This window comes from Sphingomonas corticis, from assembly GCF_012035195.1.
GTDB classification, from domain to species: domain Bacteria; phylum Pseudomonadota; class Alphaproteobacteria; order Sphingomonadales; family Sphingomonadaceae; genus Sphingomonas; species Sphingomonas corticis.
The window spans coordinates 1-12,547 of sequence record NZ_JAAVJH010000016.1 but is presented as its reverse complement, the minus strand read 5'-3'; the positions used below and the strand labels follow the sequence as shown (position 1 = coordinate 12,547).

Below are 12,547 nucleotides of genomic sequence, written 5' to 3'. Positions count from 1 at the left end.
GGCATGATCGACGTTCCCCCCAGCGTGCTTCATTATGCACTCGACCCCGACGTCACACTCGCAGTCGAGCTGTTGCTCGACGGTGACGATACGGCGACGATCGCCAAGCTCCGCTGGCCCGATCTGCCCTCCTACTACCGAGCGTGGCTGGCTGCGCAGCAGACGTGCGCAGAGCACGCGCTGTTTCTGGAGCAGCTGTGGAACGCCGTGTGGAGAGAGGTGCCAAAACCTTGGCAGGAACGATTGCCAGGCGATCCCATCCGCGAAGACATGGCGATCGATCCGGCCTCGGTGTTCGAATACGGCTGCTTTTCCAGGTCGTTCGAACGGCCAGGCTACCTGCTTGAACTAGGTGTCACTCTGGAGCGCGGCGGGCGCGTGCAGCTTGGCGTCGGCTTGTGGGACGAGGATGACAACGACCTGCTCGACGCAGCGCAGCTGCCCGAGTGGGAACAGGAGGAGTCAGAATCGGACTACTTCTACACTCAGCAGATGATCATGCCGCTGGCGGAACGGGTCGACCCGGGCGCATTTGCAAAATGGGCCAATGGTGCGTGGAACGCCGTCACTGCCGCGATGACGGCTGACGGTTGATCCATTGAACGACACGACCACCCGCCTGCGCACCCTGCCGCCCGCCTTCGCGTCGGAGCTGGCGGAGGCGTCGTTCAATCATGGATATCGGCGCCACACCGGGCAGGCGGACGGGTGGCTCTACTTCGCGTCCGATATCAACGTGCCGGGCGAGATCGGGCTGGCGGTGGCGGACGGCGGCGCGGCGTGGTTCCTTGCCGTCAGCCATCCCGGCGTCGCAGCCGAACTGGGCGCGTCCGCTGCCACGCCCGTGCCCAACGGCATGCGCGCGGCGTTCGGGTTCGCCGAGCAGCGCGCGCTGCGCGACGCGCTGCACCGCGCCTATGTGCTCGCCACCACGCTGCCGACGCTGCCGCTGCACGAATTTGAGGCGGCGGTGGCCGGGCTGGGCGATACCGAGGCCGACCGGATCACGCGCGTGCGGATCGGGCAGGATCATTTCCGCCGTGCGCTCATGACCTATTGGGAGGGGCGCTGCCCGCTGACCGGGATCACCGAGCCCGCGTTGCTGCGCGCGAGCCACATCGTGCCCTGGGCCGCGTGTGCGAGCGATGCGGAGCGCCTTGATGTCCACAACGGGCTGTTGCTGGCGGCGCACTGGGACGCGGCGTTCGATGCGGGGCTGGTGACGTTCGACAATGACGGTGCGGCGCTGTTCTCGCCCACGCTCGGCGACGCGTCGCGCGCGGCATTGGGCGTGCCGCCGCTGCTGACGCTGGTGGATGGACACCGCGCGAAGCTGGCTTGGCATCGTGCACGGTATGGGTTCGAGGTGACGCCGCGGTAATCAGTCGCGCGCAAAGGGGGTCGACATGGGAGCGGGACAGAACGTGAACCTGCTGAATGCCATCGTTGTTTGGCTGTTCGGCAATCCGAATACGGCGCTGCTGATTTCGGCAGCGCTTCTCGCGTGGTGCGCAGGGATTATCCTCCGCAACCTGCGGCGATACCACGTCCCGGTCACGCGCGAGCTGACTGCGCGGCTGGCGGCCCTCGAACCGGTGCGTGAGGCTGACAGCGTCGACGCAGCGCAGGACGCGTTTGCCGCGCACTTCCACGATATCAACGAGGCGATGGCGTCGGGCGGTGAGCGCGCGGAAGAGATGCAAATGGCGTGGAACCAGTTCCGCGAAACCATCCTCGACGAGAGCGAAACGCCGCTGCGCGCGACCACGCGGGCGGAAAACTACTTCCTCCACCTCGGCGATGACACCCGCATCTTGGCATGGTGGGCGAACATCTTCGTCGCGGTCGGCCTTACGTTCACCTTTCTCGGCATCGTCGCCGCGCTGACCGCGACGGTGATAGCATTACAGAGCGGGCAGGGCACGGGCGCGATGACTGGCGCGCTCATCAAGCTGCTGGAGATCACGTCGGTCAAGTTCTGGACTTCGATCGCAGGGGTCGTCGCCTCGATCATCTTGCGCGTCGTCGATCGCCGCTGGCATGCCGCGACGCAAGCGAAGCTGGAGAAGATTGCGGAGCTCCTCGATCTCGGCACCCTCTTCTCGCCGCCGCAGCGTATCGCCGCGCTTCAGCTGACCGAGGCGCGAGAGCAGACGACGGCTTTGAAGACCTTCAGCCACGATCTGGCGCTCGCCATCGGTGATAATCTGGAAAAGCAGATGGCGCCGATGATCGGCGCACTGAGCGGCATTCAGGGAAGCATCGACGACTTCAAGAGCGGTAGCTTCAACGAGATCGGCCGCGAGTTCGGCAAGGCGCTGAGCGAGCAGGCCGGGGGCGAGATGCAGGCGCTCGCGGGCGCGTTGACGGGTATGACCGAGAACCTGCGCCACGTGAACGACCGGCTGGAGGGGAGCAGTCAGGCGGCAAGTGACCAGATCGCCGGAGCCGCACGCGACTTCCTTGCCGCATCCGAGGGCATCAGCCGCGCCTTTGCCACGCTGAACGAGCGGATCGAAGGCATGGGCACCCGGCTGGTCGAGCAGTCGGAGGCGGCCGCAAACCGCGCAGCGACGCACGTGGCAGACGAACGCGCCGCCTATCAGGCGATCGCGGACGAGCAGCGTGACGCGATGCGCGCCATGGGTGAAGAGGTGCGGCATGCGTCGTCGGTCGCAACGACCGAGTTAGTGGACGCGGTGCGAGCGGCGGTGCGCGAGGCAACCGCGGAGAGCGGTGCCGGCGTTCGCGAGGCGATGGCCGGGTTTGGTGAAGCCAACGCCGGCATTCGCGCGTCGTTCGATCAGCTGCGTGGGCAGGTGGCCGAGATGGGTGCGGGGCTCAGCCAGGGCGCTGCTGCAGCGGCGGAGCGCAACGCCGAAGTTCTCGCGCGCGCGGCAGCGGCGCTGGAGGACGGCACGACGCGGGCCGCCGCGGGCATGGGGCAGGCGATCGATGCCGCGGTCGCCGGCGCGGCGGATGCCAGCGCCCGCGCCATGGCGGAGGCATTCGCCGCCTTCGGTCAGCGGTTCGAGGCGGCGAGCAGCGGCCTGACGACGACGCTGCATGCGACGGCGGCAAGGATGGAGGAGCTTGCCGGCAGCTTCGAGCGCTCCGCCCGCGCATCCGACGACCACGCATCGCGGCTGACGCAGGTTGGGCAGGATACGCAGGGTGTCGCGGCGACTCTGACCAGAGCCGCCAACGACCTGCAGGTCGCGGCGACGCCGATCCGCACCGCCAGCGAAACGATCAACACCGCGATCGGACGAACAGGTGAGGCGCTCGCCACGCAGGCCGAGGCTGCCGAAGCGCACCGTGCGGCGATCACCACCATCAGCGATCGCCTGGGTGAAACGACCGATAGCGCGACGCGCGCTTGGAGCGACTATCGCGAGCGATTCGAGGGCGTGGATCGCGCGCTTGCGGCGACGCTGGAGCAGATCAAGGCAGCTTCGACCGAGCACGCAACGCATCTGAACGAGCATGTCGGCGGGATCGATCTGGCGCTCGGACGGGCGGTGGAGCAGCTTTCCAGTGCGCTCGATCCGCTGCGTGATCTGTCCGACCGCATCGACGATCTGCTCGGCCGCATGCCGAAGGCGGCGTGAGATGACCGACGCACGCGGTATACGCCGATCCCGTCAGGAAGAGGAAGAGGAGAGCTACTTCGTCTCCATGGCCGACATGATGGTCGGGTTGCTCTTCATCTTCATTATCCTGCTGCTCTATTTCGCGCTTCAGTTCCGGCAGACGACCGACACACTCACCGGTGCGGGACAGACGAGAGCCGAACTGCTGCGCACCCTTGAACGCGACCTGAAGGCGCGCGGGTTGAAGGTGACTGTGGATACCCGCACCGGCGTCCTGCGGCTGCCAGATGACATCCTGTTCGACACGGGTGCCTATGAGCTCTCCGCACAAGGACGGCAGGCGGTCGGCATTGTCGCCGGCGAACTCGCGTCGATTCTACCGTGCTATGCTGACGTCCAGCCCGGGGGCCCTAAATGCCGTGGCAAGCAGGCCGCGCATCGGGTCGACTCAATCTTTATAGAGGGTCACACGGACCGCGTCCCGTTGAGCGGTGCAGGGGCAGTGCGCAGCAATCTCGACCTTTCCGCCTTGCGCGCTACCCGCACGTTTCAAGAGATGATGACGGCGCACACCGATCTGCAACAGCTCGTCAGTATCAACGGCGCAGAGCGGACGCCGATCTTTGGCGTTTCGGGATACGGCGATACGCGCCCGGTTTTAGATGCCTCGGGCGACGATGAAGCGGTGAACCGGCGCAATCGCCGGATCGACCTGCGCTTTTTAATGGTCACGCCCCAGGGCGCCGACGATGCGGCGCTCAGCCGCAGCCTGGTGCGACCGTCGTGAGCGCGCTGCGTCAGGCATGCGATATTGATCGCGTCAGGCACGCGCGGATGCCGGAGCGCACCGCCGTGTCACGCGCCGCCGACCAGCTCGCGTCAGTGCCGACAGGCGCGCGACGAGAGGCAGAGCCGTGGGAGGCGATGCTCGCGCGGCTCGACCTGTCAGCACCCGAGGACATACGTCCGCGCGACATGCGTCGGCTGCTCGGCGATATGTGGGTGGAGGCCGGATGCGATCACCACGAGCAGCAACTGCTCAGCGAAGCGGTGCGACGCGACCGGATGAGCATGGATCGGGCGATCCTGCACAGTTATCTGCTGCGCTTTCCTCTGGCGCATTACGGCTTCGATGCCCTGCTCTGGGCGGCGCAGCTCGTCGCGAGGCGTCGCGAGTGGCCGTGGCGCACGCGCGGCGATGACTTTGCCTTGTGGGATAAGGACGCTGGACCCAATCGGCTCGCTACCGCGCTACTTGATACCGCCCGCCCGTCGGAGGTGCTGCGCGCGGCAGGGCTCGACGGCGATCTCGCAACAGGCGCGTTCGTGCGACACGCGATCCGCGCGGCCTGTGCGGTCGCGGCAACACGGCGCGGCGCCGATGCCGTAACCAGCGGCGAGCGGCTGATGGCGCTCGCGTCCGAGGTCAAGGGCGCCGAAGCGATCGACGCCTTGCTGGCGCTGGCGCTGCTAGCGCCCTGGATAGGGACGGCCCCACCGGCCGATCATCAGCAGCGTATCACCACGCTTCTGACGTCGCGCATCGGCGATCCGCGTCTCGCACCGGCCCGGTGGACTGCGTTGGCGGTCGAACTGCGCAGCGAAGGCCTAGATATCTCTGTCGAAGCGGCCTTCGCTGTCCTCCGCCGTTGGCTGGTGCAGGCAACAGTGCGTGAGTTCTTCGCCATTGTAGCAAAGACGACTGACCGACGCGACCAGTGGCGTGACCGCACCGAGTTCTGGCTCGGCTATCTCAAAGCCGGTCACATCACCGATGCCTGGTTTGCGTTCGGCAGCCAGGCGGAGCGCGAGGCTCGACGCTTCATGAAGGATCAGACGATGGCGTTTGGGCGCCTAGAGGGAAGCGGCGCGACCTCTACCCAATCATCACTCCTCCTGACGATCGGCGACCTTCGCATCGCCGAGTGGTCGGATAACGGGATGTGTCGGTTCTGGAATGCCGCGAAACCGAAGGCCCCGCCGATGTATCAACGAGTTTATTACACGGCGGTCCTCAAGACGATGGATGCCGAGCGCGGCTATGATCCGCTGCGACACGCGGGTAGCACTTGGCCGAGCCATTTCGCGCGGCGCATCTATGATCGCACCGGGATCGCGCATCCGTTGCACGGGCACGGCTGGTGAGTGCGCCCACCACGCAGTTCGAGTCGCAACCCGAGGGCGATCGGGAACGCATTACGCTCCTTCGCGTCACGCCGTCGCGGCTGCCGTTCGGCAAGGCGGTGCGGCAGGCCATCGCTCACGGTGACTGGATTCTCGCTGCCCCATCTTCGGCCGGCGCAGCGATCGCGCGGCTGATCCAGGCGATGGGGGATGGCGAGGTCGCGACCGACGGACGCCCGCTGGTCGAGCCCGACGCCGGCGACCTGCTGCTGCATCCTGCGCTGGTCGCCTCGCTTACCGAAACGGAGGCATTGGCACTCGGTTTGCCGCCGGCTGCGCGCCTGTCGCTCAACATCCAGTCGGTCGGCGTCCCGAACCAGTCTGGCTTTCACGTCGAGACCCGCTGGACGCGACCGAACGGATTGCCCGCGTCGGTGCGTGTAAAGGGCGCGCGTATTCAGGCAGAGGGCAAGGATTGGCGGATCGCGGAGCCGATCTGGTCGGCGCTCCACGCCGCCGATCGGTTGAACCGGGCGGGTGATGACGCGGAGCGGCAGGCGGCGCTCGCCGCCTTGCGACAGGCGATCGGCGACGAGAATCGCGCACATGTGCGCGTCGATGGTTTCATCGAACGCCTGCGGCTGAGCTACGCGACCGGCTTTTCGCTGGCGCTGAAGCCGGACGCGAACGGTTTCGACTTCGATCCCGTGGTGTTCAGCCCCGAGCGGGTTCGCGAGGCCGAGGACGGCACGGTCATCGACGAGGCAGCGGACAGTCTGCTTGCTCCTGCCCAGCAGGCGGCGTTCGCGCGCCGTTTCCGCAGCGGCGATGGGCGGCGCGGCGCCTATCTTCTCGACGACGGATCGATCCTGTTTCTGGATCCTGGCCTGCAGCGCGCGCTGCGTGTCGTGCGCGAGGCGCAGGCCGGGGGAGCCGAGGAACGGCGCGCGTTCGCACGCAACCCACAGCGCCGTCTTGCTGAAGCGCTGGGAAGCGATAGTTCGACCGATGGGGCGCCATCGCTGTTCATCGAAACGCAGCAATTCTCCGATCGTGTTTCGGGGATCGACCTGTGGCGCAAGCCCGTGCTGCCGTGGATCAAGCCCAAGCCCAACAGCTGGCTGCCCGAAGCCTTCGGGTTGCGGATCGGCGATCCGCCGGATGCGCAGAGCATCGAGATCGCACCGGAACGCGTCGCCGAGGCACTGGACGCGGTCGAGCAGGCCGTGCGCGAGGACCGCGCGACCTTCACCTTCGACGGCGCCGAGCTGCCCGCGACCGAACAGACGCGATCGGCGCTGACCGATCTGCGCGACCTGATGTCGTCCGCGGCCGAACACGAGGCCGGCGAACAGGTCGCGGTAGACGACATCGCACCGCCGAGCACCAATCGATATTTCCTGCAGGTGCGCGACAATCTGGAGGATGTCGCCTACGCGCCGCTGGCGAAGCAGGCGCCGGTCAAGGCCGCCCCGCCGCCGCCTTTTCCGACGACCGTGCGCTCGTCGCCCAAGGCGCATCAGGTGGACGGCTTCAACTGGCTCGTCGCGTGCTGGCGCAGCGGCATGCCGGGCGCGATGCTTGCCGACGACATGGGATTGGGCAAGACGTTTCAGGCGCTGGCGTTTCTGGCGTGGCTGCGCGAACAGGAGGCGCAGCCAAAGCCGGTCCTGATCATCGCCCCGACCGGCCTTCTCGCGAACTGGCGCGCCGAGATCGAGCGGCATCTCGCCCCGGCGGCACTCGGCCCCGTAATCGGCGCCTATGGATCAACCCTTCAGCGGATGCGCGGCCAAGGCGTGCGCGACATCGAGAGCGGCAGCGCCGGGATCGATGTCGATGGCTGGAGCCAGGCCGGCATCGTCCTGACCACGTTCGAGACGATGCGCGACTATCACCTGAGCTTCGCGCGCGTGCCGTTCGCCGCGATCCTCTACGACGAAGCGCAGAAGCTCAAGAACCCTGCCAGCCAGATGACGCGCGCAGCCAAGACACTGAATGCCCGTTTTCAGCTGGCGATGACGGGCACGCCCGTGGAGAACCGGTTGCAAGACCTGTGGTCCGTCTACGACGTCGTGCATCCGGGCCTGCTCGGATCGAGCAGGGCGTTCGAGCAGAGCTATCCGGCAAGCGAACCCGACCGGCTCCGCACGCTGCACGACCTGCTCACCGAGCCGCAGGATGCGCGGCCAGCACTTCTGCTGCGTCGAATGAAAGACGATTGTCTCGACAGCTTGCCGGCGAAGCACATCGTGGCAATGCCGGTCGAGATGCCGACGGCACAGGTCGCGGCGTATGACAAGGTGATCCAGCGCGCCCTGGCGCTGCGCGGAACGGGGAAGCCGGGGCACATGCTGGAGATCCTGCATGGGCTGCGGGGCGTATCGCTCCACCCGGTCGCACCGGAGCAGGTGGGCACAAGCTATTGGGAAGACTCGGCCCGACTGCGCGCCACCCTCGCGGTGCTGGACCGTATCCACGGCGCGGGTGAGAAGGCGCTGATCTTTTGTGAGAGCCTCGCAATGCAGGCGCTTCTCGCGGTCGAGCTTCGCCGACGCTATGCGCTCGATCACGATGTCGCGCGCATCCACGGCGGCGTCGCGGGCGAAGCGCGACAGGCGGCGGTGGACGCATTTCAGCGCCGCCGCCCGGGATTCGACATCATGATCCTGTCGCCGAAGGCGGGCGGCGTAGGTATCACCCTGACGGCGGCAAACCACGTCATCCACCTGTCCCGCTGGTGGAATCCGGCGGTGGAGGATCAGGCGACGGATCGCGCTTTTCGAATCGGGCAGACGAAGGATGTCCACGTCTATCTGCCGCAGTCGGTTCATCCGGAGCCCGCCACCCGGCCGTCCAGTTTCGATTTGAAGCTGGATGCCCTGATGCGGCGCAAGCGTGAATTGAGCCGAGGCCTGCTGCTACCGGGCTCCGACGAAAGCGACGCCGCCTCGCTGTTCGAGGACGTGCTGGGCATTGCGGACAGCGATGACAAGAGATCAGCTTCAGTCGGACCGACCGCCGCTGACTTGCCAATGCCGTCACCGGTGCCGTCGCGTTCGATCCTGACGGCACGACCCTCGCCCCCGATCGCGGTGCCGCCACGCGACTGGCCGACGCGCGTCGCCTTTCTCCCACGCGTGCAACGCAACCTCGACATCTTCGAAAAGCCCCTTGCCGGTGAGCAAGTCACGGAACTCGCAATCCGTGATCCTTACGGTTGTGCAGACGGGCGCAATCGACAATTTCTCGTCGACTTTATGACCGTGCTGACCAAATCGGCACGGCGGGTGAAGACGATCAGTGTCATCAGCTTCGATGCCGAGAGTGTCGACCGCTATGCGGCCGAGACATCATCGCACCAATATGACGATCTGCAGCAGCGCTGGCGCAATGCGCAGCCGGACGGCCCTGACCTGCGCCTGATCCAGCTCTCCCGGCGACAGAGCCGGAGCTTTCACGATCGAACGGTGCGGGCGCAGACGGCGGCGGGCAAGGAAATCATCTGGGATGTGTCGAACGGGGTCGACGGGGTGATGCGGACGGACAAGGAGTGCACGGTCCACGTGACGATTAACTGATCGCTGCCATAGTCACAGCTTCCCCACCACCTTCGCCGCCGCGTTCGCCTCCACCGCCAGTGCGGCGGCGTAGCGGGCGGGTTGCGCGGGACTTTTCCAGCGCAGGGCGTGCATGATGCCGGCGAGGTCCTGGCCGCTGGCGAACAGGTCCTGTGTCAGGCCAACGCGGGTGGAATGGGCGGTGAGCGCGCGGCGCCAGGCGTCGAAGTCGGCGGCGTCAAGTGCGCCGAGCAGCCCGGCCGCGTGTGCGGCGTCGAGCAGCGCGCGATAGACGAGCGTTACCGACTGCGCGGAGAGCGCGGCGCCGATGCTCCACACCTCAGCGCCCGCCTTGTCGCGAGTGCGGTGGAGGCGGCGGAAGATGAGGCCGTCACGGGGGTTACCGCACGCCGCGCGCCACGCGTCGAGCGCGACCATCGTGCGCGCAGAAAGATAGGCGTAGGCGCCGCCGCCCTCCTGATCGGCCTTGGAACGTGGCACAAACAGGCGGCCGCCGCCCGCGCTGCCACGCTCGACGTGGGGCCAGCGGGTCGCGACGAGTTCGGACCGGCGCAGGCCGGTGTCGAAGGCGAGGCTGAGGAGCGCGCGGTTGCGGGTGCCGGCGAGGCCGTCGCCCGCGGCGGCGAGCATCGCTGCGACGCAGACGCCGACCGGGCCTGCGGCGGCGAGCGGATCGGCGACCTCGCCGCGGAAGCGCAGCCCGCGCGCCTGACGCTGACGCACACCGAGCGCGCGGCGCTGCGCTTTCAGTTCGAGGCGGACGAGCTCGGCGCGGGTCGGATCGGGCTGATCGGCGAGCGCGTGGAGGCGCGCGATCGAGGCGGTGTAGCGCGCGAGCGTCGCGGCCTTCTTGCCTGCCTCGGCCTGATCGCGCAGGAACGCGGCGACGGTGGCAGGGAGCGCGGGCAGCACGGCGAGGCCGCGCGCGTCCGCCCACTGGCCGAAGACGCGCAGGTCGGCGCGGAGCGCGCGCCAGCTGTTCTCGCTCATCGCACGCCGCGCGACGTCGAGCACGGCCGCGTTGTAGGTTTCCCTAAAATGGTGGACGCCATCCTACCTACAGCAGCAGCTGAAAAGAGTGGATCTGCGCCCGAAACAGTGGACGGCAGCCGCTCTGTTCCGCCACAACTCGCCTGCCTGAGCGTACCGTACCCAAAAGCACGAATGTGCGGCTAATCGGCCAGCGGCCGTACGTTGGTGATGGTGACGCCGACCTCAGCGCTCGCCAGCGGCCCGTCCGTCGTGAACATCTCCGCTTGTAGGTCAATCGCCAAGGCAAGACACGCTCGGTCACCAAGCGAAAGTCCAAGCGCCTTCGTCGACGGTCGCAGGTCGCCTATGATGAGCGCCTGGGCAGGAGAGAGCGGCCGTACATCGAGGTGCAGCCCGCCAAGAGCCTCACGTACCTCGTCGAGCGGCAATCCTCGGTCCCGAAGCTTGGAGACGACCTCGGCGAGGTTGGTCGTTCCGATAATGCTGCGGGTCAGGACGTCGACTACCCGATCCGCCCCAGGTTCGTCGTTCAGAAGGCAGAGCAGGGCGGAGGCGTCGAGTACGACCTTGCTACTCACGCTCCGCCTCGCGCCGGCGCTCTGCGATCAGCTCGTCAGCCAAACCGACGCCTTCGGGCACATATTTGCGAAGGATCGCGCGAGCCCTTTCGAGCGCCTTAGGCACGGAACGTACCCGTAGCTCGCCATCGTCGACATCGACGAGAACGGTATCACCCGTGGTGATCCCGAGCTCACGGCGCATGGCCGCCGGGATCACGAGTTTACCACCGTCCACGATCTTGACCCTCTGTGCTTCCATCTGCACTGAACTCGCTTGGCTGACCCAACTCTCGGATCATACCGGATATTGGCGCTGACGGATAGCGCGAAGCAGCGCACTTCAGCGCGTTTGGTGATCAGTCGTCGTTCATATCAGCGCCATTAGCTACTTAGACCTGGCTTGCTGAGCTAGGCTCGACAGGATCGGCGTTTGCTATTCCGAGCCGGTTGCCGCAGTGGTGGCTCACATGGGTGTACCGAACGGAGCCAGCATGACGAACCCGATCCGCGCTGCGCGCGTGTACCTGCGCGTAAGCACCGACGAGCAGGACCTGACCCGGCAGGAAGCAATTGTCACCGGTGCGCGCGCAGCAGGCTATTACGTCGCGGCGGTTTACCGCGAGAAGGCGTCGGGCGCGCGGCCTGATCGGCCAGAGCTCTTACGCATGGTTGCTGACCTGCAGCCGGGCGAGGTGGTGGTTGCGGAGAAGATCGACCGGATCAGCCGTCTGCCATTACCCGAAGCCGAACTGCTGGTGGCGACGATCCGGGCGAAGGGCGCGCGGCTAGCCGTGCCAGGCATCGTCGATCTGTCCGAGCTTGTCGCTGACAGCGCCGGTGTCGCGCGCATCGTGCTCGAAGCGGTGCAGGACATGCTGCTGCGCGTCGCGCTTCAGACCGCACGAGACGACTATGAGACCCGGCGCGAGCGCCAGCGAGAGGGCATCGAGCTCGCCAAGCGAGCAGGGCGGTACAACGGCCGTAAGCCGGATATCGCCTTGCACAGGCGCATTGTTGGGCTGCGGGAGACAGGGATGAGCATCGCGCGCACGGCCGAGCTGGCGGGATGCAGCATAGCGCAGGTGAAGCGCGTTACGGCGCTGCATCGGGCACGGACGGGCTCAGGAAAAGCTCATGCCGAGCCTCGGTCTGCGGAAACTGGCGGAGGTGATTTATCGGTGCGCTTTGAATCTGGGTGAGGTCGGCGTTGGATGCCACGCGATTCAAGCCGCTAACGAAAGCATGTTCCTTCCGGCATTCTTGGAACGGTACAGTGCCTGATCCGCTGCAATGAGCGCGCCTTCCAAATCACCGTCGTCCGGGATCGGAGCGAGACCGACACTTACGGTCGCGGCCACCTGCCTGCCATCCGGCAGGGCGAGCCGCTCGGCGGCGAACTGCAGTCTAATACGTTCGCACGCGGCGCGTGCCTCGGCCAGCCTCACATCTAAGTAGAGCACAGCGAACTCTTCCCCACCAAGGCGTGCGACTGCATCCGTGCCGCGGGTATTCGCTGTGAGCACAGAGGCGAAGGTTCGAAGTACATCATCGCCCGAGGCGTGACCGAACGGTAAGCGTGGCCTGAGGGCCGCCTTGCCCGTTTGGCCGTAGCCGGGATGCTTATCGTCTTTGACGAGGGCGCGGGCGGTGCGGGAAGTTTTCGGTTCTGAGACTGGTCGTACGAGCGCTCGTACGA

General features: G+C 66.6%; 11 protein-coding genes. 7 read left to right on the top strand and 4 right to left on the bottom strand.

Annotated elements, in window-relative coordinates; all coding sequences use genetic code 11:
* The first annotated feature begins 3 nt into the window (after positions 1-3).
* From HBH26_RS17300 to HBH26_RS21255, 6 genes are read left to right on the top strand one after another with little or no spacing between them, the layout of a single operon-like run.
* Positions 4-594, top strand: a complete 591-nt coding sequence (locus tag HBH26_RS17300; RefSeq protein ID WP_168135898.1) for a hypothetical protein — start codon at positions 4-6, stop codon at positions 592-594.
* A 4-nt stretch (positions 595-598) separates the two neighbouring features.
* Positions 599-1,381: an HNH endonuclease gene (locus HBH26_RS17295; RefSeq protein ID WP_168135897.1), complete on the top strand. Its 783-nt coding sequence runs from the start codon at positions 599-601 to the stop codon at positions 1,379-1,381.
* 43 nt (positions 1,382-1,424) lie between these two features.
* Entirely contained in the window at positions 1,425-3,611 is a 2,187-nt protein-coding gene (locus HBH26_RS17290; protein WP_168135896.1) for a hypothetical protein, read from the top strand.
* 1 nt (position 3,612) lies between these two features.
* Positions 3,613-4,380 (top strand): OmpA/MotB family protein, encoded by a 768-nt coding sequence (locus HBH26_RS17285; protein ID WP_168135895.1) that lies wholly within the window; start codon positions 3,613-3,615, stop codon positions 4,378-4,380.
* On the top strand, positions 4,377-5,738 hold the full coding sequence (locus tag HBH26_RS17280; RefSeq protein WP_168135894.1) for an EH signature domain-containing protein: 1,362 nt from the start codon (positions 4,377-4,379) through the stop codon (positions 5,736-5,738). Before HBH26_RS17285 ends, HBH26_RS17280 begins: the two co-directional genes overlap by 4 nt.
* Positions 5,735-9,298: an SNF2-related protein gene (locus HBH26_RS21255; protein WP_168135893.1), complete on the top strand. Its 3,564-nt coding sequence runs from the start codon at positions 5,735-5,737 to the stop codon at positions 9,296-9,298. The genes HBH26_RS17280 and HBH26_RS21255 overlap by 4 nt, the downstream gene beginning before the upstream one ends.
* 12 nt (positions 9,299-9,310) lie before the next feature.
* On the opposite strand, the gene HBH26_RS17270 is transcribed toward HBH26_RS21255, so the two are convergent.
* The 3 genes from HBH26_RS17270 to HBH26_RS17260 all read right to left on the bottom strand — a co-directional run bounded on the left by HBH26_RS17270 (position 9,311) and on the right by HBH26_RS17260 (position 11,110).
* Complete coding sequence (locus HBH26_RS17270) at positions 9,311-10,312, bottom strand: tyrosine-type recombinase/integrase (protein WP_168135892.1); 1,002 nt, start codon at positions 10,310-10,312, stop codon at positions 9,311-9,313.
* A gap of 158 nt (positions 10,313-10,470) precedes the next feature.
* Complete coding sequence (locus HBH26_RS17265; protein WP_066781968.1) at positions 10,471-10,869, bottom strand: type II toxin-antitoxin system VapC family toxin; 399 nt, start codon at positions 10,867-10,869, stop codon at positions 10,471-10,473.
* On the bottom strand, positions 10,862-11,110 hold the full coding sequence (locus HBH26_RS17260) for an AbrB/MazE/SpoVT family DNA-binding domain-containing protein (RefSeq protein WP_018251286.1): 249 nt from the start codon (positions 11,108-11,110) through the stop codon (positions 10,862-10,864). The genes HBH26_RS17265 and HBH26_RS17260 overlap by 8 nt, the downstream gene beginning before the upstream one ends.
* Positions 11,111-11,342: 232 nt before the next feature.
* Here HBH26_RS17260 and HBH26_RS17255 point away from each other — a divergent pair, with 232 nt between their 5' ends.
* The gene (locus HBH26_RS17255) at positions 11,343-12,050 is read left to right on the top strand and encodes a recombinase family protein (RefSeq protein ID WP_209308654.1); all 708 of its coding nucleotides are present in this window, start codon (positions 11,343-11,345) and stop codon (positions 12,048-12,050) included.
* 24 nt (positions 12,051-12,074) lie between these two features.
* On the opposite strand, the gene HBH26_RS17250 is transcribed toward HBH26_RS17255, so the two are convergent.
* On the bottom strand, positions 12,075-12,547 hold a 473-nt coding region (locus tag HBH26_RS17250), incomplete at its 5' end, for a GGDEF domain-containing protein (RefSeq protein WP_168135891.1).